21 protein-coding genes and 2 tRNA genes are annotated in these 19,307 nt (G+C 33.7%); 12 read left to right on the top strand and 11 right to left on the bottom strand.

From position 1 onward, the window contains the following. The first annotated feature begins 271 nt into the window (after window positions 1-271). From APR43_RS15240 to APR43_RS15255, 4 genes are read left to right on the top strand one after another with little or no spacing between them, the layout of a single operon-like run. Window positions 272-760, top strand: coding sequence for a hypothetical protein (locus APR43_RS15240; RefSeq protein ID WP_053471576.1), 489 nt, complete (start codon window positions 272-274; stop codon window positions 758-760). Beyond that, window positions 757-1,917: a formate-dependent phosphoribosylglycinamide formyltransferase gene (purT, locus tag APR43_RS15245; protein WP_053471577.1), complete on the top strand. Its 1,161-nt coding sequence runs from the start codon at window positions 757-759 to the stop codon at window positions 1,915-1,917. The genes APR43_RS15240 and purT overlap by 4 nt, the downstream gene beginning before the upstream one ends. 3 nt (window positions 1,918-1,920) lie before the next feature. Then, complete coding sequence (locus APR43_RS15250) at window positions 1,921-2,238, top strand: DUF6370 family protein (RefSeq protein ID WP_053471578.1); 318 nt, start codon at window positions 1,921-1,923, stop codon at window positions 2,236-2,238. Beyond that, complete coding sequence (locus APR43_RS15255; protein WP_053471579.1) at window positions 2,238-2,813, top strand: Crp/Fnr family transcriptional regulator; 576 nt, start codon at window positions 2,238-2,240, stop codon at window positions 2,811-2,813. The genes APR43_RS15250 and APR43_RS15255 overlap by 1 nt, the downstream gene beginning before the upstream one ends. A gap of 209 nt (window positions 2,814-3,022) precedes the next feature. On the opposite strand, the gene aceA is transcribed toward APR43_RS15255, so the two are convergent. Beyond that, window positions 3,023-4,303: an isocitrate lyase gene (gene aceA / locus APR43_RS15260; protein WP_053471580.1), complete on the bottom strand. Its 1,281-nt coding sequence runs from the start codon at window positions 4,301-4,303 to the stop codon at window positions 3,023-3,025. A 339-nt stretch (window positions 4,304-4,642) separates the two neighbouring features. Further along, entirely contained in the window at window positions 4,643-6,244 is a 1,602-nt protein-coding gene (gene aceB, locus APR43_RS15265; protein ID WP_053471581.1) for a malate synthase A, read from the bottom strand. Between the two features lie 196 nt (window positions 6,245-6,440). On the opposite strand from aceB, the gene APR43_RS15270 reads away from it, so the two are divergent. The 4 genes from APR43_RS15270 to APR43_RS15285 all read left to right on the top strand — a co-directional run bounded on the left by APR43_RS15270 (window position 6,441) and on the right by APR43_RS15285 (window position 10,125). Continuing rightward, window positions 6,441-7,922 carry a helix-turn-helix domain-containing protein gene (locus tag APR43_RS15270; protein WP_053471582.1) on the top strand — a complete coding sequence of 494 codons (1,482 nt, stop codon included), beginning with the start codon at window positions 6,441-6,443 and terminating at the stop codon, window positions 7,920-7,922. Between the two features lie 6 nt (window positions 7,923-7,928). Beyond that, window positions 7,929-8,288 (top strand): hypothetical protein, encoded by a 360-nt coding sequence (locus tag APR43_RS15275; RefSeq protein WP_053471583.1) that lies wholly within the window; start codon window positions 7,929-7,931, stop codon window positions 8,286-8,288. Window positions 8,289-8,717: 429 nt separating this feature from the next. Beyond that, complete coding sequence (locus APR43_RS15280) at window positions 8,718-9,434, top strand: pirin family protein (RefSeq protein WP_053471584.1); 717 nt, start codon at window positions 8,718-8,720, stop codon at window positions 9,432-9,434. Window positions 9,435-9,591: 157 nt separating this feature from the next. After that, a complete protein-coding gene (locus APR43_RS15285; RefSeq protein WP_053471585.1) occupies window positions 9,592-10,125 on the top strand; it encodes a YceI family protein in 534 nt (177 codons plus the stop codon). Between the two features lie 299 nt (window positions 10,126-10,424). Here the strand turns inward: APR43_RS15285 and APR43_RS15290 are convergent, their stop codons facing one another. After that, window positions 10,425-11,288: a helix-turn-helix domain-containing protein gene (locus tag APR43_RS15290; RefSeq protein WP_053471586.1), complete on the bottom strand. Its 864-nt coding sequence runs from the start codon at window positions 11,286-11,288 to the stop codon at window positions 10,425-10,427. Between the two features lie 96 nt (window positions 11,289-11,384). Here APR43_RS15290 and APR43_RS15295 point away from each other — a divergent pair, with 96 nt between their 5' ends. Further along, window positions 11,385-11,747 carry a DUF983 domain-containing protein gene (locus tag APR43_RS15295; RefSeq protein WP_053471587.1) on the top strand — a complete coding sequence of 121 codons (363 nt, stop codon included), beginning with the start codon at window positions 11,385-11,387 and terminating at the stop codon, window positions 11,745-11,747. Window positions 11,748-11,819: 72 nt separating this feature from the next. Then, window positions 11,820-12,695 carry an ACP S-malonyltransferase gene (fabD, locus tag APR43_RS15300; protein WP_053471588.1) on the top strand — a complete coding sequence of 292 codons (876 nt, stop codon included), beginning with the start codon at window positions 11,820-11,822 and terminating at the stop codon, window positions 12,693-12,695. A gap of 91 nt (window positions 12,696-12,786) precedes the next feature. Here the strand turns inward: fabD and APR43_RS15305 are convergent, their stop codons facing one another. The 5 genes from APR43_RS15305 to APR43_RS15325 all read right to left on the bottom strand — a co-directional run bounded on the left by APR43_RS15305 (window position 12,787) and on the right by APR43_RS15325 (window position 16,515). Further along, window positions 12,787-13,104 carry a hypothetical protein gene (locus APR43_RS15305; protein WP_053471589.1) on the bottom strand — a complete coding sequence of 106 codons (318 nt, stop codon included), beginning with the start codon at window positions 13,102-13,104 and terminating at the stop codon, window positions 12,787-12,789. Beyond that, complete coding sequence (locus APR43_RS15310) at window positions 13,092-13,289, bottom strand: hypothetical protein (RefSeq protein WP_053471590.1); 198 nt, start codon at window positions 13,287-13,289, stop codon at window positions 13,092-13,094. The genes APR43_RS15305 and APR43_RS15310 overlap by 13 nt, the downstream gene beginning before the upstream one ends. Before the next feature lie 52 nt (window positions 13,290-13,341). Continuing rightward, a complete protein-coding gene (locus APR43_RS15315; RefSeq protein WP_053471591.1) occupies window positions 13,342-14,247 on the bottom strand; it encodes a DMT family transporter in 906 nt (301 codons plus the stop codon). Between the two features lie 82 nt (window positions 14,248-14,329). Beyond that, window positions 14,330-15,346 carry a UDP-glucose 4-epimerase GalE gene (galE, locus tag APR43_RS15320; protein ID WP_053471592.1) on the bottom strand — a complete coding sequence of 339 codons (1,017 nt, stop codon included), beginning with the start codon at window positions 15,344-15,346 and terminating at the stop codon, window positions 14,330-14,332. A 35-nt stretch (window positions 15,347-15,381) separates the two neighbouring features. After that, window positions 15,382-16,515, bottom strand: a complete 1,134-nt coding sequence (locus APR43_RS15325) for a DegT/DnrJ/EryC1/StrS family aminotransferase (protein ID WP_053471593.1) — start codon at window positions 16,513-16,515, stop codon at window positions 15,382-15,384. Between the two features lie 133 nt (window positions 16,516-16,648). Between APR43_RS15325 and APR43_RS15330 the strand changes: the two genes are divergently transcribed. Both APR43_RS15330 and APR43_RS15335 read left to right on the top strand, forming a co-directional pair. Beyond that, the gene (locus APR43_RS15330) at window positions 16,649-17,881 is read left to right on the top strand and encodes a 3-deoxy-D-manno-octulosonic acid transferase (RefSeq protein ID WP_053471594.1); all 1,233 of its coding nucleotides are present in this window, start codon (window positions 16,649-16,651) and stop codon (window positions 17,879-17,881) included. Window positions 17,882-18,225: 344 nt separating this feature from the next. Continuing rightward, window positions 18,226-18,450, top strand: a complete 225-nt coding sequence (locus APR43_RS15335) for a hypothetical protein (protein WP_053471595.1) — start codon at window positions 18,226-18,228, stop codon at window positions 18,448-18,450. Window positions 18,451-18,609: 159 nt separating this feature from the next. On the opposite strand, the gene APR43_RS15340 is transcribed toward APR43_RS15335, so the two are convergent. The 3 genes from APR43_RS15340 to APR43_RS15350 all read right to left on the bottom strand — a co-directional run bounded on the left by APR43_RS15340 (window position 18,610) and on the right by APR43_RS15350 (window position 19,297). Then, on the bottom strand, window positions 18,610-18,990 hold the full coding sequence (locus APR43_RS15340) for a hypothetical protein (RefSeq protein ID WP_053471596.1): 381 nt from the start codon (window positions 18,988-18,990) through the stop codon (window positions 18,610-18,612). Between the two features lie 134 nt (window positions 18,991-19,124). Then, window positions 19,125-19,210: transfer RNA gene (locus APR43_RS15345), tRNA-Leu, on the bottom strand. A 14-nt stretch (window positions 19,211-19,224) separates the two neighbouring features. Then, a tRNA-Gly gene (locus APR43_RS15350) sits at window positions 19,225-19,297 on the bottom strand. Between the last annotated feature and the right edge of the window lie 10 nt (window positions 19,298-19,307).

The raw sequence follows: 19,307 nt of genomic DNA on the forward strand, positions 1-19,307 counted from the left end.
TGATTTAAGAAAATACTACATCAGAAAAGTTGATGAAGGAAAGAATAAAATGAGCGTTTTAAACGCTGTGAGAAACAAAATAATACATCGGGTTTTTGCGGTAATAAAAAACCAAATCCATTATCAAAAAGATTTGGTTTTATCATAGAAATCGAAATGACAAGATTGTGGTTACTTAATGTAAAAATTAAACTCAAATCAGCCAAATCTCCAAAATCTGCGTGAGAATAAATTCCATTTTATTTATCTTTACTCTCCAAACTAAATTTAAATGGAATCAAAAAATAATATTCAAAAACACGCAATTATTGCTGGGATTTTTGTGACCGCTTTTTTTCCATTATTAATATTTTCGGATAGTTATTTTATCGATTTATGTATTCAAATATGTGATTTCGGTATTTTTTGGAATCCAATTTTCTGGGGAATTTTATTTCCAATATTTATCATTTTTCTTTTTTGGAATACAGCTAAAAAAATAAGTTATTCATTAAATCAAATCACTTATTTTCAAGCTTGTTCTCAATTTTCTTTTGGAGTAAGTTCAAAATTAATATTAGCTCTTTTCACACTTTATATAGTCGGATTATTTTTTAACGGAATATCTGTTGCATTGAGAGTACAACTTTATGACAAAATTCTATTTTCAATACTAATGATTTTATTCCTATCATTTATATTAATGATTTTAATTTTTATAAGCAGTTTAATTATTGTAAAAGCAAGCCAAAATACCCAAACTTTAAATCAAATAAAATGAAAATACTACTCTTGGGTTCAGGCGAATTAGGCAAAGAATTTGTCATTGCCGCCCAACGAATCGGACAAACCTTAATTGCAGTTGACAGTTACGAAAATGCACCAGCCATGCAGGTTGCACACGGTTTTGAAGTCATTAATATGCTCGACGGCGAAGCGCTAGACAAAATTGTAGCCAAACACCAACCAGATTTTATAGTTCCAGAAATAGAAGCCATTCGAACCGAACGTTTTTACGATTACGAAAAACAGGGAATCACTGTTGTTCCTTCGGCGAAAGCAGCAAACTTTACCATGAACCGTAAAGCAATTCGTGATTTAGCAGCAAAAGAATTAGGATTAAAAACAGCAAAATATCAATACGCCACTTCAGCAGAAGAACTGCAAAAAGCGGTTCAGGAAGTTGGAATTCCGTGCGTCGTAAAACCTTTAATGTCTTCATCAGGAAAAGGGCAATCGACTATAAAAACAGAAAGCGATATCGAAAAAGCCTGGCAATATGCCGTTGCAGGTTCGCGTGGTGATGTTATAGAAGTTATTGTAGAGGCCTTTGTCAATTTTGATTCGGAAATTACGCTTTTGACAATTACACAAAATAATAACCCAACTTTGTTTTGCGCTCCAATTGGCCACAGACAAGAACGCGGTGATTATCAGGAAAGCTGGCAGCCGGCACAGGTTTCTGAAGCTGATTTATACGAAGCTCAGGATATGGCCGAAAAAATTACGGAAGCACTTGGAGGAGCCGGACTTTTTGGTGTTGAGTTTTTCTTGACTAAAGAAGGTGTTTATTTCTCTGAACTTTCTCCTCGTCCGCATGATACCGGAATGGTAACTTTAGCAGGAACTCAGAATTTTAATGAATTCGAATTGCATTTAAGAGCGATTTTAAGTCTTCCAATTTTTGAAATTACTTTAGAAAAAGCCGGAGCAAGTGCTGTAATTTTAGCATCCGAAGATTCAACAAATCCAACTTTTACCGGAATCGAAAAAGTCGCTGCTTTACCAAAAACTGATTTCAGGATTTTTGGCAAACCAACTTCAAGACCGTATCGCCGAATGGGAGTTGTTTTAGCTCAGGATTCTTTATCAACTCCAATCGAAAAAGTAACAGAACGCGCCAAAGAAACGGCAAAATTAATAACTGTAAATTCTTAAGAAATGAAAAAACTTATATTCATGCTTTTCCTGTTTATTGGAATCGCGGCTCAAGCACAAGACAAGAAGAAATTTGAGAAACCAACAATTGTAGAAGCTTCTTGCGGAGAATGCCAATTTGGAATGAAAGGTAAAAGCTGTGATTTAGCGGTCCGTATTGACGGAAAAACCTATTTCGTTGACGGAACAACCATTCACGATCACGGAGACGCACATGCAGAAGATGGATTTTGCAATGCCATCAGAAAAGCTTCTGTAACCGGAACAATTGAAAAAAATCGTTTTAAAGCGACTTCATTCACTTTAGTAAACGAAAAATAATGGCATTAATTCTTGAAAATATTGCCAAACATGTTTCTTTGACACCAGAGGAACAAACACTTTTTTTATCAAAATTAGAAACGAATACTTATAAAGCCAAAACGATTTTATTAAACGCCGGCGAAGTCTGTAAACATTCCTATTTCGTAAACTCGGGAATTTTAAGAAGTTTCAATATCAATGATAATATTGTGGAACATGTTTTATCATTTGCCTGCGAAGGCTGGTGGATGAGCGATATGTACAGTTATTTTTCGCAAAAACCGGGACAGCTTTTTATTGAAGTTCTGGAAGAAGCCGAAGTTGTTTCTTTATCCAAAGAAAATCAGGAACAATTGTATCTTGAAATTCCAAAATTGGAACGCTTTTTTAGAATTTTAATTGAAAATTCATTAGTCGCTAATCAACAAAGATTAATGGACAATTTAAGTTTACCCGCCGAAGAACGTTTCGAAAAATTCACTAAAAAATACGGAACATTGGTTCATAAAGTTCCTCAAAAACAAATCGCTTCTTTCATTGGCGTAACACCAGAATTCTTCAGCAAAATGAAAGCTAGACTTTTGAAGAAATAGTTTTTTTTTGCCACAGATTAAAAGGATTAAATAGATTTAAAAAAATGTTGCCACGAATTACACAAATTTCCACGAATTAAATCGTATTAAAAATTGAAATAAAATTCGTGGAAATTTGTGTAATTCGTGGCGAAAAAAAAACCTTTTAATCCTTTTAATCTGTGGCAAAAAAAATAAAGCCAGTTCATTGAACTGGCTTTTCTTTTGAATTAAAATTGCTCAACCTCTGTAGAATGTTTCATCGCTGTTATTGAAGATCTTCCTATCATAACCGTATTTTGAACCGCATCAAAATAAGAAGTACCTACAAAAGCCTGATGTTTTACTGCTCTGAATCCGTTTTTCTGTAATGCGAATTCACGTTCTTGCAATTCAGAGTAACCCGCCATTCCGCGTTCTTTATACGCTTTAGACAATTCAAACATACTTGTGTTCAAAGCGTGGAATCCTGCCAAAGTGATGAACTGGAATTTATAACCCATTGCCGCTAAATCCTCTCTAAACGTTTCCATTTCGGCAACCGTTAATTTCGCGGCCCAATTAAAAGACGGGGAACAATTGTATGCCAGCATTTTATCCGGGAATTCTTTTTTCATAGCTGTTGCAAACTTTCTCGCAAATTCTAAATCCGGATTACTGGTTTCCATCCAAATTAAATCGGCGTAAGGAGCATAGCTCAACCCTCTTGCAATTCCCTGCTCGATTCCGTTCTTCACATAAAAGAAACCTTCCGCAGTTTTTTCTCCGGTTAAAAACTTTCTATCTCTTGGGTCTGCATCGCTTGTTAATAAATTTGCTGCATCAGCATCTGTTCTGGCAACGATTAAAGTCGAAACACCCATAACATCTGCAGCTAAACGAGCCGCAATTAATTTATTGATCGCTTCCTGAGTTGGAACCAAAACCTTTCCGCCCAAGTGTCCGCACTTTTTAGCAGAACTCAATTGATCTTCAAAATGAACTCCAGAAGCTCCTGCTTCAATCATAGATTTCATTAATTCGAAAGCATTTAAGTTTCCTCCAAACCCTGCTTCAGCATCAGCTACAATAGGAACTAAATAATCTTTTTTATCTTCAATTTTATTTACGGTCTGAATCTGATCAGCACGCAGTAAAGCATTGTTGATCTTTTTTACCACCATCGGAACGCTGTTTACCGGATAAAGTGATTGGTCAGGATACATTTCTCCCGCCAGATTTGCATCAGCAGCAACCTGCCATCCGCTTAAATAAATTGCTTCTAAACCAGCATCAACTTCCTGAATCGCCTGATTTCCAGTCAACGCTCCCAAACCAGCTACATAATCCTGACTTTTTAACTTTTTCCATAATTTTTGCGCTCCCATTTTGGCAATAGAATGCTCAATATGATAAGACCCCTGAAGTTCAACTACTTCACTTGCAGTGTAAGGACGTTCAACACCTTTCCATCTTGGGTTCGTGATCCAATCGTTAATCAATTCCTGAATTCTGTCTTCTGTTGTTTTCATAAGTATAGTTTAAGTGGTTAGTAAAGTTTTCAGTCTCAGTTATCAGTAATCAGTTTTAACTGGACTTATTTTTTTAACAAATAGAAACATAGTTATACTTTGTGGTTAAAGACGTTTCACTTGTTTCAATGCATCCCGATAGCTATCGGGACTATGTGTGAAAAACTAGTTTTTTCTTTTCCCTTTTTAAAGAAAAATTAAAATCTATGTTTCTATGTGTTTAAATAATTTAATACTAAATTTTATCTGCCTGATCTGCTAAATCTGCGTGAAAAAATTATTCGCTCGCAGATTTGGCAGATTGAGCTGATTTTATTTATATATTCTGTGTCTAAAAAATCACAAGTATTTGTAACATGGAATCGTCAAGAAGTCAACAAAATCAGTATTTACTACTAATCTTTCCAGTACTTTTTCAGCCAATGGAAATTGTTGTTTTTCATGATTTTCTTCGCTTAATTCTTCTTTAATTTTTCTGAATTCATCTAAAGCTAGTTCATGATAATAAGCCAAATCTAATTTTCGTCCATTATCTAAAACCACTTTATTCTGAAGCCATTGCCACAATTGCGATCTCGAAATTTCAGCTGTTGCAGCGTCTTCCATCAAATTATGCAAAGCAGCTGCACCTTGTCCGTTTAGCCATGAAGCGAGATACAAAACCGCAACATTGATATTTTTTCGAACACCATTTTCTGTAATGATTCCAATTGGTGGTTCAATTAAATCAGCTTCTGTAATTTTTCGATGTTCTCTTTTTATATGAATTTGATTTGGAGTCGGCATTCCTTTATCAAAAATTTCTTTTGCCAGCGAAACCAAATCCGGATGTGCGACCCAAGTTCCATCGTGTCCATTTTTAACTTCCCGTTCTTTATCCGTTCTTACTTTCGCGAAAGCGGCAGCATTTGCTTCTTCATTATTTCGAATCGGAATCTGCGCTGCCATTCCGCCAATTGCATGAATTCCGCGTTTATGACATCTTTGAATTACCAGATTTGAATAAGCATTCATAAAAGGCGAAGTCATAGTTACCTGATCACGATCCGGAACAATGAATTTTGGATTTTTTCTAAACTTTTTGATATAAGAGAAAATATAATCCCAGCGTCCGCAGTTCAAACCAACGATATGCTCTTTTAATTCGTAAATGATTTCATCAAGCTGAAAACTTGCCGTTATAGTTTCAATTAAAACCGTCACTTTTATAGTTCCTCTTTTTAGTTTCAAATAATCCTCGGTAAAATCAATTACATTATTCCACCAGCGGGCTTCCAGATAATGTTCTAGTTTCGGAATGTAGAAATACGGCCCAGAATTGTTTTCTAAAAGTCGTTTATGATTATGAAAAACATACAATCCAAAATCTACCAAAGAACCCGAAACCTCATTTCCTTCAATTAAAAGATGCTTTTCCGGCAAATGCAAACCTCTTGGACGAACAATTAGCGTTGCGATTTTTTCATTTAAATGATAGGACTTTTGCTTCACCAAATCGGTATACGTGATTGTTTTGCTAACCGCATCGATTAAATTCAGCTGGCCTTCCATCAAATTTTGCCAGGTTGGCGAAGTGCTGTCTTCAAAATCGGCCATAAAAGTTTTCGCTCCAGAGTTCAATGCATTGATAATCATTTTGCGATCAACCGGACCTGTAATCTCTACTCTTCTGTCCAATAAATCTTTTGGAGTTTCGGCAGCTGTCCAATTACCTTCTCTGATATTCTTCGTTTCCGGAATAAAAGTCGGCATGATTCCCTGATCAAAAGTGACTTGTTTTTGGTCGCGCTGTAAAAGCAATAATTTTCGTTGTGATTCGAATTTTCTATGCAATTCAGTTATAAAAACAATCGCTTCTTCTGTCCAGATTTTTGGATAACGAAGCTTCTTTTCGGCTAAAAATTCCATTGCCGTTTCGGTAATTTCAATTTGGTTTTTCATAGCTGTGGTTTTTAATTTTCGTTAGAAACAATTGAATCGTTTGTTGTTTTTCAAAACACTAAACCATAACAATCTGATATATAATAATTTCTACACCACAATATTAGAAAAAAGTTTTTTACAAAACAAGCGAACGTTCGCTAAATTTTAAAAATAATTTTTTGGCGATTATTTTTAGAATAACTATATTTGATTCATGGATATCGAAAAAGACTATATAAAGCTGATCTTCGGACTAAAATTGAAGCAAGTCAGAACGCAAAAAAATCTGTCACTTTTTGGCTTGGCCAAACTGACAAATCTTTCAAAATCGTATTTAAACGAGATTGAAAAGGGAAAAAAATATCCAAAAACAGATAAAATTTTACTTCTCTGCGAACATTTGGACGTGACTTATGACCAAATGGTGTCTTTAAAACTTGATAATAATCTCGCTCCGATTGGTGAAATCTTAAAATCAGGAATCTTAAAAGAGATTCCGTTAGAGCTTTTCGGGATTCAGGAAGCTGATTTAATTGATATTATTGCGAATGCTCCTGCAAAAGTCAATGCATTTATCAGTACGATTATCGAAATTGCACAACATTATAATTTAAGCCGCGAAAGTTTCTTTTTGGCCGCTTTGCGCTCGTATCAGGAAGCACACAGTAATTATTTTGAAGATTTAGAAGAAAAAGTAATTGCGTTTTCGAAGTCGTTTCAAATTAATCTGGATTCTAAAATAAGTATCGAAGAGTTAGAAGATATTCTAAAAGAAGAATACGAATACAATATAAAAGAAATTGCTTTTACAGATCAGGAAGCTTTAGACGATTTACGTTCGATTTATGTTCCAAAAAGCAAAACTTTATTACTTTCAACAGAACTCGATGCTCCGCAAAAGGCTTTTATTCTAGCCAAAGAAATTGCTTATAATTATTTAAAAATCTCCGATCGATTATTGACTTTCAGCTGGATTAAGTTTGAAAATTTCGATCAGGTTTTGCATAACTTTTATGCTTCTTATTTTGCTGGTGCTTTATTATTACCGAGAAAATTAGTGGTTGAAAAAATCAATTCTTTTTTAGAAAATGAAAATCCAAAACCTGAAGAATTTGTTCAATTAATTGAAAGTTTTGAAGTTTCGCCTGAATCTTTTTATCAGCGATTAACTAATTTATTACCGAAAGATTTTCAGCTGAAAAACTTATTCTTTTTAAGATTATCTCACCAAGTTGGCTCGGATGTTTACCAAATCAATAAGGAATTACATATTACGCACCAGCAGGAACCACACGCCAACGAAACCAACGAGCATTATTGCAGAAGATGGGTTTCGGTTAAAACGATTGACGAAGCCATCAAACAAAATAAATCTCATTTTTTTGATGCACAAATATCCAGTTACGCCAATAGCGGAAACGAATATTTAGTTTTTTCATCGGCTACAAAAGATCCTTTTGCAGAAAATTATATTAGAAGTATTTCTGTCGGCATTTTAATTAATCCAACGATGAAAAAGAAATTCAAATTCATTGAAGGAAAACCTTTAGTGAAACGAATTGTTGGTGTAACTTGTGAAACTTGTGCTGTAAAAGATTGCCTGGAAAGAGCTGCGCCGCCAATTGTTTTAGAAAGAAAAAAACGCCATGAAAATACAGATGCTGTTGTACAGCAGTTTATTAATCAATTTAGTTAGAATCCTATGAAATATTTCGCTTTAATAATAATATTCCTTTCTATTAACTTCAATCAGAAAACAGATAAACTTAACGGTCGCTATAATTATTTAATTGAAGAAAACGATTCGTATATTCAAAAAGATAAAATTACTTTTAATGATAGTGTTTTCAAATTTGACAACAAGTATTTACCGAAAGGAACAATTTCTTATGGCAACAAAATACTATTGGATAATTTTATTAATACGGATTTAATTATAAGTATTTCAAAAGATCAAATTACAAAAGACACTATTCTATTTAATATGCATGATAAGCAAAGTTCGTCTGCAAATTATCTTGATGAAGTGGTTGGAAAAGGGAAATTAATTAGAATTAAATAATTTATCTCTGTCTTTTTATCGCCTATTATTTGTCATTCCGAGGAACGAGGAATCTCCACAAGAAACTCCTCATGCAATATCGCCAATCTTTGAAGAATGGATAAAATCCATCCCTACAATATGTTTTGTTCCTTCGGAACGTTATCCCTTTACACCTATCCAACTTCTGAAAATTAAATTTCTAGTATAGCCCCGATAGAAGTGAAAATCCTTTTGTGTCTCGTTTCTTCAACGAGACACAAAAGATTGCAACGGATAGCGGGACTGAACGTCTTTTGAAAACCAAAATTTCTGCTCCAGAAAAAACCTTTGAACCTCTGCAACTCTGAACCTTTGAACCTCTCAGAAAAACTTCTTAATCTAGGTTAAGTGCGTTTCCTTGACCTTGGTGGTATCTTTGTACTATAAAATTACAAAACATACAAGATCATGGAAAATATAATATTACATAAAGCAGAAACAAGAGGAAATGCAAATCACGGATGGCTAAATGCTTATCACAGTTTTAGTTTTGCGAGCTGGTACAACCCGGACAGAATTCAGTTTGGAGCGCTTCGTGTTTTGAATGATGATACGATTGCTGCGGGAATGGGATTTGGAACGCATCCTCACGATAACATGGAAATTATCACCATTCCGTTAGAAGGAGATTTGGCTCACAAAGACAGTATGGGAAATACTGAAATTATCAAAAATGGTGATATTCAGGTAATGAGTGCAGGAACCGGAGTGCAGCATAGTGAGTTTAACCCGAATGCTGATCAGCAGACTAAATTATTGCAAATCTGGTTGTTTCCAAATAAAAGAAACGTTACGCCACGTTACCAGCAAATTACTTTAGATGTTGCGGACAGACATAATAAATTATCTCAGATTTTATCTCCAAATGCTGATGATGAAGGTGTTTGGATTCATCAGGACGCTTGGTTCAATATGGGAAATTTTGACTCTGGCGTAACGACTGAATATAAAATTAAAAAAGAAGGAAACGGAGTTTATGCTTTCGTTTTAAAAGGAAATGTTACGATCAACGGGCAGGAATTAAACACTCGTGATGCCGTTGGAATTTCAGGAACTGATATCTTAAACATAAAAGCAAATACAGATGCTGAATTTTTATTGATGGATGTTCCGATGAATTACTAATTCAATGCAATTTTTCAAACAATAAAAACAAAACAAACTGGGAATCAAATATTTATTTCGTCTTCATTTCTTAATCTAGGTTAAGTGCCAAACGAAGACAACCGAAGTAACTTTGTCCTATCAAAATGAAATAAATTAATATTTAAAAAATAAAATTATGGCAACTACAAAATGGTCAATTGACCCAACACATTCAGAAATTGGTTTTAAAGTTAAACACATGATGTTTACAAATGTTTCAGGTAAATTTGGAACTTACGACGCAACAATTACTACAGACGGAGACAACTTTGAAAATGCAGCTATTGAATTTTCTGCTGATATTGCTTCAGTCGATACTGCAAATGCAGACAGAGACGGACATTTAAGAAGCGGTGATTTCTTTGATGCTGAGAATCATCCAAAATTAACTTTCAAAGCTTCGTCTTTCAAAAAAATCAATGAAGGAAGCTATGAAATTACTGGAGATTTAAACATTAAAGGTGTTTCTAAAAGCGTAACTTTTCCTGTAGAATATAGCGGAATCCTAACTGATCCTTGGGGAAATACAAAAGTAGGTTTAAGCATTGAAGGAAAAATCAATCGTAAAGATTGGGGTTTAAACTGGAACTCAGCTCTTGAAACTGGAGGTGTTTTAGTTGGTGAAGAAGTAAAATTAAACATTGAATTACAATTTGTAAAACAAGCTTAATACTTTATAATAGGTTTTAATTTGGTTGGTTACGAAGCCTGCACCTTTTCTCGGGAGTGCAGGTTTTTTTTGGGGTTTGCCACGAATTACACGAATTTTCACGAATTATTTTTTTGCCACAGATTAAAAGGATTTTCACAGATTATTTATTCTCACAATACAGGAAAAAAAATCTTTTTTAATCTTTATAATCTGTGGCAGAAAAAGAACATTTTCAGTTTTGAAAGAAAAAAATTCGTGGAAATTAGTGTAATTGCTTCGCCTGTTCGCTATCGCTCGGGTCGTGGCAAACTTAAAACTTATCGCACTGTATTTCGAAATTCTGTTGGTGATAATCCTGTTTGTTTTTTGAAGAATCGGGAGAAATAGGAGTAATCTTCGTAGCCAACTTTAAAGGCTACTTCGTTTACGGCTAATTGTTTGTCGATCAGCATTCTTTTAATTTCTAGGATTACACGATCTGTGATAACTTCTGTGGCTGTCTTTTGCAGAATTTCATTGCAGATTCTGTTTAAATGCTTTAATGTAATATTTAATTTTTCTGCGTAGAAAGACGGCAATTTTTCAGTTCTGAAATATTCCTCCAAAAGCGATTCAAACTTATTGATTTTAATATTGTACGAATGCGTTTGATGAGAATAGGTTTCGCCATATTTGCGTGCAATTTCGATATGAATTGAATCTAATAAATTCAGCATTTTATCCAGCTGATATTTATTATTCTGATTGTTTTCCTGAATCAGCAAATCAAAATAAGGCTGAATTTTCGGAATTTCTTTTTCTTCGAAAACCAATTCCGGTCGGTTATGAATGGAATGATAAAAATTATATTCGTTGATATTTTTTTGTCCGAAATACAAGTTGTACAATTCCTGCGAAAAGATAATCACAAAACCTTCAACATCTTTAGATAAACTCCAATGATGCATTTGTCCGGGCTGAAGCACAAATAAACTTCCTCTTTTAATTTCGAATTGGTCAAAATCGACTTCGTGCTGTCCGGAACCTTTTGTAAAAAATACCATTAAATACGAATCATGGCGATGCGGTTCTTCGACAAAACTGTGGCTTTTTAAATGCTCTGTAAAAGTATTGACGTAAAAATCGCGATGAATATCATTGCAGCTAAAATTCTGAACGCTGTAAATGGGATATTTTTTCATAACAAATGTCTTTATTGTGCTAGAATAAGCGAAGATACTAAAAAGGCTTTTATCCTGCTCTGAATTAACTTTGTATAAATAAAAAACATCAAAGTCATGTCAAATTCATTAACTCATATTTTAAGCAACGAATGTCCTGTTTGTCATAAAGGAAAAGTATTTACAGACAGAAATATTTTTTTATCTTTTGGTCTTCCAAAAATGAATGAATACTGCAGTCATTGCAATTACAAGTTCCAAAAAGAGCCTGGTTATTTCTTTGGCGCGATGTATGTAAACTACGGATTAACAGTCGCTCAGGGAATTGCTACGTATTGTATTGCTCAGTTTTTCTTTGAGACAAATTTCGATTTAAGAATTATTCCAATCATTGCTGTTGTCATTACTTTACTTACTTCTTTTAATCTTAGATTTTCAAGATTAGCATGGATTTATATGTTTAAGGACTATACGAAATAAAAAAATAGTACTTTTGCCTTCCAATTGAAACTAATTTTCAATTTTAAAAAAAGTAAAAATTAAATTAGACAAATGAAAGCATACGTATTTCCAGGTCAGGGCGCACAGTTTACAGGAATGGGCAAAGACCTATATGAAAACTCGGCTTTAGCCAAAGAATTATTCGAAAAAGCCAATGAAATTTTAGGTTTTAGAATTACAGATATCATGTTCGAAGGTACAGCCGAAGAACTAAAAGAAACTAAAGTTACACAGCCGGCAGTATTTTTACATTCTGTTATTTTAGCGAAAACTTTAGGCGAAGATTTTAAACCAGAAATGGTTGCAGGACATTCTTTAGGAGAATTCTCTGCATTGGTTGCTAACGGAACTTTATCTTTTGAAGATGGTCTTAAATTAGTTTCTCAACGTGCACTTGCTATGCAAAAAGCCTGCGAAATCACTCCATCTACAATGGCTGCAGTTTTAGGTTTAGCTGATAATATTGTGGAAGAAGTTTGTGCTTCTATCGACGGTGTTGTAGTTGCAGCAAATTATAACTGTCCTGGACAATTAGTTATTTCTGGAGAAACTTCAGCAGTTGAAAAAGCTTGTGAAGCGATGAAAGCTGCGGGAGCAAAACGCGCTTTAATTTTACCTGTTGGTGGTGCATTTCACTCGCCAATGATGGAACCAGCAAGAGAAGAATTAGCTGCAGCAATTGAAGCAACTACATTCTCTACTCCTATTTGTCCGGTTTACCAAAACGTAACTGCCAATGCGGTTTCTGACGCAAACGAAATTAAAAAGAACTTAATCATTCAATTGACTGCTCCTGTAAAATGGACGCAATCTGTACAGCAAATGATTGCTGACGGCGCTACTTTGTTTACTGAAGTTGGTCCAGGAAAAGTATTAGCTGGTTTGATTAATAAAATTGATAAAGAAGCGGTTACTGCGAATGCTTAATTAGTATTCAGTATTCAGTTTTTAGTGATCAGTTAAAAACTATATTCATAAAAAAATCCTCATGAACTAATTGTTTATGAGGATTTTGTTTTTATAGCTCTTTTGCTTCTTCTGTATAATTATTTGTAATTCCTGTTATTATATAATTCCGATCTCTTTTCTCAAAGAAAATATACCAAGTTGTTCTTGCATTTGATTTATAAAAAATATAATTCGAACCTAAATATTGAAGTGATTTTGGAGTTTTCTTGGGAGGAAAAGTAGAAGTACTCGAAATAATAAAATCAACTATTTTATCGATATAATTCTGAGCGGATTCATGAGAACCGAAATACTCTTCTTTAAAAAGTGAATAAACTAAATTATCAAAATATTCAAGAACTGCTTTTTCAAAAATTATTTTTTCCAAGGATAAGCCTTTATTCTTTTAGACATTTCAGCTTTAAACTCCTCCGGTGTTAACCCTCTTGCAAACTCGGCATCAAAATCAAAAGTGTCAGGGTCTATGCCTTTAAATTTCGGTTTCTGAATCTCGTATTCAGTTGCAGGTTCTTCAACCTTATTCTTCTTTTTATTTTCTTCTTCCGAATTCATAATTCCTACATTTTTTATTCTTACAAATTTACAAAATAAACTGAATCAAAACTTATAAAGCTTTCTTTTCCTTCTTCTTATAATTGACAATAAAAACGCCAAGAATAATCAGCGCAGTAGCAATAATAAAATCAATTGTAATAACTTCGTCTAAAAGCAACCAACCCAGAAAAACTGCAATTATCGTATTTATATAAGCTAAAATAGAAACTTGAACTGCTGTAACATGTTTTAAAGCATAACTATAACTAAAAAAAGCAATTACTGATCCAAAAATCGACAAATACAAAGCCGCAAAAATACTTCTGGAAGTCCACGAACTAAAATCAGGATTTGGCGAAAAAATTGAAGCCAAAACCAACTGAATACAAGACGCAGATGTAAATTGATAAAACAAATTAAGTACAATATTGTTTGATTTATTGGCGTGTGTTTTGGTGTAAATTGTTCCAATGGCCCAAGCTAAAATCGCAAATCCCATAAACATCATTCCAGTTCTATAATCAGCATCTAAAAACGACCCAAGTCCGTCTTTGAATATAAAAACAACTCCCGAAAACCCAATTAATACTCCAACAAAACCTTTAAAGCTCATTTTTTGCAAACCCACTAAAATGCTTCCAAGAAATATCAATATTGGAGATAACGCACTTATTACAGATGCCAATCCGCTTGGTAATGTCTTTTCTGCAATTGTGGTAAAACCATTTGCAATTACAATCATCAAAACCGAAGGAATAAGTTGTTGTTTAAAACTCTGCCAACCAATCCATTTTAATTCTTTTTTGAATAATAAAATAGTCATCATAATCAATCCAGCCAATCCTTGACGAATTGAAGTAACAAACCAAGGCGGAATAGTCTCAACCGCAACCCTGATTCCTAAAAATGTAGTACCCCAGATAATTCCAACAGCTGCCAGAGCAAAAATCAATTTATAATCTAAACTTTGTTTCATAATAATCAGCATCTAAAAAAAAATCCCAAACTATATTGCTATAATTTGGGATCTTAAAATTTTATAATTTTAATGTGGAGAATTATTTATTCCTCACTTTTTGTTCCCATTTCCAGGCGCTTGCCATAGCTTCGTCTAAACTTAATTCAGCTTTCCAACCCAAGACATTATTAGCCTTATCTGTGTTTGCATATGCTTCTGTAATATCACCTTCGCGACGTGGCTTAATTACGTATGGCAGTTTTTTATCGCTTACTTTTTCAAAACTGTGAATCACTTCAAGCACAGAACTTCCTTTTCCAGTTCCTAAATTAAAAGTTTCAACTTTCGCTAAATTCTTTTTATTCAATAAACGCTGTAATGCAATTACGTGCGCTTTTGCTAAATCGACAACGTGAATATAATCGCGAACAGCAGTTCCGTCTGGTGTTGGATAATCATTTCCGAAAACAGATAATTCCTGACGCAAACCTACTCCTGTCTGTGTAATAAACGGAACTAAATTTTGAGGAACTCCTAATGGTAATTCTCCTATTTCAGTAGAAGAATGCGCACCAACTGGGTTAAAATAACGCAATAAAATCGCGCTAATGTTAGTTACTTTTGCTGTATCTGCAATTATTTCTTCTCCAATTTGTTTCGTGTTTCCGTAAGGAGACATTGCTGTTTGAACCGGAGCATCTTCTGTAATTGGCATTTTTTCGGCTTGACCGTAAACCGTACAAGACGAACTAAAAATAAAACTTGCTTCAGGTTTTTGCTGTAATTCCTGCAAAAGATAAACTAAACTGCTAATGTTGTTTTCGTAATACAACAAAGGCTGCTCAACACTTTCACCAACTGCTTTTGAAGCGGCAAAATGAATTACCCCAGTAACATCATTATGTTTTTTAAAGAAATCCCGAACGGCACTTTTTTCTCTTAAATCAATTTTTTCGAATAAAGGCGTTTTTCCCGTAATGGCTGTAATTCCTTTTAAAACATCTTCTGAAGAATTTGAAAGGTTATCAATTATCACAACTTCAAAGCCTTCATTTTGCAATTCGACTACCGTGTGAGAACCTATAAATCCTAATCCTCCTGTTACTAATACTTTCATTATTTGGTTGTTTATGTGGTTATTTTGGCTGTTAATTATTTATTCAAAAATTCTAAAACAGAATCTGTAATAAATTTGATTTGCTCGTCGTCAAGTTCTGTATGCATTGGTAAAGCAATTACTTCCTGTACTAATTGATTTGTAACCGGAAATTGCTCTTCTTTATAGCGAGGATCTAAATATGCTTTTTGAGAATGCAATGGAATTGGGTAATAAATTGCACATGGAATTCCTTTATCTAACAAATGCTGCATTAAAGCATTTCTGTCGGCATCTAAGATTCTTAAAACATATTGGTGAAAAACGTGATCATTTTCATTTGCATCAAATTCCGGTGTAACAATGTGTTTGTTTCCAGCGAAAGCTGCATTGTATTTTGAAGCTGCCAAACGACGTGCTTTATTATATTCATCTAACAAAGGCAGTTTTGCATTTAAAACTCCTGCCTGAATACTGTCTAAACGTGAATTTACACCCACAACATCATGGTGGTAACGCTCGTACATTCCGTGATTTACAATTCCGCGGATAACGTGAGCCAATTTATCATCATTTGTAAAAATTGCTCCACCGTCTCCGTAGCAGCCTAAGTTTTTAGAAGGGAAAAATGAAGTCGCTGCAACGTGACCAATAACTCCAACTTTGCTTTTTGTTCCAGATTTTGAAATATAATCAGCTCCAATTGCTTGTGCGTTATCTTCGATTACATATAAATTATGTTCAGCTGCAATTTCCATAATGGCGTCCATATTAGCAGCGCGTCCAAATAAATGTACCGGAACAATTGCTTTTGTTTTTGGCGTAATTGCTTTTTTTACTGCATCAATATCGATGTTCATATTATGCAAATCAACATCAACTAAAACCGGGGTTAATTGTAACAATGCAATAACCTCAACTGTTGCTGCAAAAGTAAAATCGGCAGTAATAACTTCGTCACCTGGTTTTAAATCCAGACCCATCATTGCAATTTGCAAAGCATCGGTTCCATTTGCACAAGGAATCACATGTTTTGCTCCTAAATAGTCTTCAAGATTTTTTTGAAACTGATGAACTAAAGGTCCGTTAATATAAGTATTTGTATCTAAAACCTCTTGAATTGAAGCGTCTACAGTTGTTTTTATTTTTTCATATTGACTTTTTAAGTCAACCATTTGTATTTTTTTCATTTTCGATATTTTATTTAAAAAAGCCTTTCTATTAAACCAGAATGTCAGAAAGAAGGAACAAAAATAGTTATTAATACCTTCAAACCAATGAAAATAAACGAAAGAAATGTAATTTAGCTGCAAAAATTACTACATGCTTTTTTTATACAATTTAGCTGTTTCTTTAGCAGCGTTTTTTCTTAAAATAGTCGCACTTTTTAGTCCGAAAATTAAGCTTTTTGTTGAAGGTCGAAAAAATGTATTCTCCTTTTTAGAAGAAAAAATAAAGCCCGAAGACAAGACAATTTGGTTTCACGCTGCTTCGCTTGGCGAATATGAGCAAGGACTTCCTGTAATTGAAAAAATCAAAGAAAAATATCCGTCGCATAAAATTATTGTAACTTTTTTTTCCCCTTCGGGATACGAAGTGCGTAAAAATAACACGGTTGCAGATGTCACCATTTATCTGCCTTTGGACACCAAAAGCAACGCTAAAAGATTTTTAAAATTAGTTCATCCTGAATTTGCTTTTTTCATCAAATATGAATTTTGGTTAAATTATTTAAAGGAATTAGAAAAAAGCAAAACACCAACTTATTTGATTTCCGGAATTTTCAGGGACAGTCAGATGTTTTTTAAATGGTATGGCGCTTTTTACAGAAAAGCATTAAAAGCCTTCACTTATTTCTTTGTGCAGAATGAAAGTTCTAAACAAAAAATTGAAGCTATAGGTTTTAACAATGTAATTGTATCCGGCGATACGCGTTTTGACAGAGTTGCTGCGATTTTAGAAAGAGACAATACTCTTGATTACATCGAAAATTTCAAAAATAACCAGCAAACGATAGTTATTGGAAGTTCATGGCCAAAAGATGAAGTTTTAATTGCTGAATACATCAATCAGGCTCCTGAAAATGTAAAATTTATTATTGCACCGCATAATATAAAAACGGATCAAATCTCGAATCTGAAATCCCAAATTACAAAATCGACAGTTTTATTTTCTGAAAAAGAGAACAAAGATTTATCAAGTTATAATGTATTTATAATTGACACCATCGGGATTTTAACCAAAATATATAGCTACGGAACGATCGCTTACGTTGGCGGCGGATTTGGGAACCCGGGAATTCATAATATTTTAGAACCGGCAACATTTGGAATTCCAATTGTAATTGGCCCTAATTATTCTAATTTTGCCGAAGCGGTTTCTTTAGTTGAGCTTAGCGGATGTATGCCAATTTCTAATATCTCTGAATTAAAAGAAATTTTAGACCGTCTTCTGACTGATCAAACATTTCTTAAAGAAAAAAGTCAAATTTGCGAATCTTTTATTCAAAACAACAAGGGAGCCACAAATGCAATTATGAGAGTTGTTTCGAAGTAAGTCACGATTCAAATTAAATTTTGGGAGCGATTATTTCAGAGAAACGAATTAAAAGCTGGTAATTTTCATTGTGTACACGAAAGCAATATTCCTTAAAAAGCAAGATAAAATGCAATTAAGAGAAATGAAATAGCCAATTCGACCGTAGAATTTTCAACAAAAAATTATTTATACAAAACATTAAATAATTTAAGATAATTTTATATTTTTGGCATATTCTTTGATAAATAAGATAAACGTGAGCTAGGAAAATATTTTAAAAAAAAAGTGAAAAAATATTTTACATATTAAAAAATTTATATCTTTGCCACGAATTAATAATTAACCTTTTATAATAAAGTAAGATGAAAAAAGTATTTTTAAGTTTAGCTGTTGTTGCTGTTTTAACTGTTGTATCTTGTAAAAAAGCTGACGCCGCAGCTACTGAAACTGTAGATTCTACTGCTGTTGCTGTTGATTCTGCTGCTGCTGTAGTTGATTCTGCTGCTGCAACTGTTGACTCAGCTGCTACTAAAGTTGATTCTGCTGCTGCTAAAGTAGAAGAAGCTGCTAAAGAAGTAAAAAAATAATTAGAACCTAAATTCTAAAGATTTTAAAACCATCCTTGTGATGGTTTTTTTTTGCTCAAAAATCAACAAAACAAAATTCCAATATTTTAAAATTCCAAATTCCAATATACATAATGTATTGTTGGGGTTTGGAATTAAAATATTGGAATTTCTTTTTATTTAATCTTCTATTTCCTCTTCAACAGAAACCTCTTCATCTCCAAAAATCGGTTCACTCGACGAGAAATCTAAAATCTCCGCTTTTGAAGCATAAGTCACAATTTCTTTTATTCCTTTTTGCAAAAGCAATTCTGTAGTGTATTTTCGGCTTGTTGCAAAGTGAACGCCATCTAACATCAATTTAAAAAAATACTTTCCTCCAGAGCCTTTAAATTTTAAAAATTTAGAAAGTTCAATTGTTCTTTTAAACCTTTCAATATCTTCTTCACATTCAAACCTCAATTCATAACTCAAACTTGTAAAAATCACTTTCCCTTTTCGAGAAGTAAACACAAACTTATATTCATCATTAAATCGCCTACTAATTACAAAAGCACCCATATATTGAATTGTTGATTTTAGATTGTTGATTTTAGATTATTGATTTAGATTCTCCGAACCTTCGAATTTCAGCGCGTTAGCACTTTAAAGAATTTACTAAATAAAAAAAGCCTCTTCAAAAGAAGAGGCTTTAGTACTCAGAGCGGGACTTGAACCCGCACGAACATTGCTGTTCACTGGATTTTAAGTCCAGCGTGTCTACCAATTTCACCATCCGAGCATTATATGGTTTTGAGCGAAAAACGGGGCTCGAACCCGCGACCTCGACCTTGGCAAGGTCGCGCTCTACCAACTGAGCTATTTTCGCGTTTCAAATT

The organism is Flavobacterium sp. NLM (genome assembly GCF_002210235.1).
Taxonomy (GTDB): domain Bacteria; phylum Bacteroidota; class Bacteroidia; order Flavobacteriales; family Flavobacteriaceae; genus Flavobacterium; species Flavobacterium panici.

Bases quoted from the DNA above. Each gene is read 5' to 3' on its own strand.
- APR43_RS15240 (WP_053471576.1), top strand. From the start codon at position 272: ATGGAATCAAAAAATAATATTCAAAAACACGCAATTATTGCTGGGATT.
- purT (WP_053471577.1), top strand. From the start codon at position 757: ATGAAAATACTACTCTTGGGTTCAGGCGAATTAGGCAAAGAATTTGTC.
- APR43_RS15250 (WP_053471578.1), top strand. From the start codon at position 1,921: ATGAAAAAACTTATATTCATGCTTTTCCTGTTTATTGGAATCGCGGCT.
- APR43_RS15255 (WP_053471579.1), top strand. From the start codon at position 2,238: ATGGCATTAATTCTTGAAAATATTGCCAAACATGTTTCTTTGACACCA.
- aceA (WP_053471580.1), bottom strand. From the start codon at position 4,303: ATGAAAACAACAGAAGACAGAATTCAGGAATTGATTAACGATTGGATC.
- aceB (WP_053471581.1), bottom strand. From the start codon at position 6,244: ATGAAAAACCAAATTGAAATTACCGAAACGGCAATGGAATTTTTAGCC.
- APR43_RS15270 (WP_053471582.1), top strand. From the start codon at position 6,441: ATGGATATCGAAAAAGACTATATAAAGCTGATCTTCGGACTAAAATTG.
- APR43_RS15275 (WP_053471583.1), top strand. From the start codon at position 7,929: ATGAAATATTTCGCTTTAATAATAATATTCCTTTCTATTAACTTCAAT.
- APR43_RS15280 (WP_053471584.1), top strand. From the start codon at position 8,718: ATGGAAAATATAATATTACATAAAGCAGAAACAAGAGGAAATGCAAAT.
- APR43_RS15285 (WP_053471585.1), top strand. From the start codon at position 9,592: ATGGCAACTACAAAATGGTCAATTGACCCAACACATTCAGAAATTGGT.
- APR43_RS15290 (WP_053471586.1), bottom strand. From the start codon at position 11,288: ATGAAAAAATATCCCATTTACAGCGTTCAGAATTTTAGCTGCAATGAT.
- APR43_RS15295 (WP_053471587.1), top strand. From the start codon at position 11,385: ATGTCAAATTCATTAACTCATATTTTAAGCAACGAATGTCCTGTTTGT.
- fabD (WP_053471588.1), top strand. From the start codon at position 11,820: ATGAAAGCATACGTATTTCCAGGTCAGGGCGCACAGTTTACAGGAATG.
- APR43_RS15310 (WP_053471590.1), bottom strand. From the start codon at position 13,289: ATGAATTCGGAAGAAGAAAATAAAAAGAAGAATAAGGTTGAAGAACCT.
- APR43_RS15315 (WP_053471591.1), bottom strand. From the start codon at position 14,247: ATGAAACAAAGTTTAGATTATAAATTGATTTTTGCTCTGGCAGCTGTT.
- galE (WP_053471592.1), bottom strand. From the start codon at position 15,346: ATGAAAGTATTAGTAACAGGAGGATTAGGATTTATAGGTTCTCACACG.
- APR43_RS15325 (WP_053471593.1), bottom strand. From the start codon at position 16,515: ATGAAAAAAATACAAATGGTTGACTTAAAAAGTCAATATGAAAAAATA.
- APR43_RS15330 (WP_053471594.1), top strand. From the start codon at position 16,649: ATGCTTTTTTTATACAATTTAGCTGTTTCTTTAGCAGCGTTTTTTCTT.
- APR43_RS15335 (WP_053471595.1), top strand. From the start codon at position 18,226: ATGAAAAAAGTATTTTTAAGTTTAGCTGTTGTTGCTGTTTTAACTGTT.
- APR43_RS15340 (WP_053471596.1), bottom strand. From the start codon at position 18,990: ATGGGTGCTTTTGTAATTAGTAGGCGATTTAATGATGAATATAAGTTT.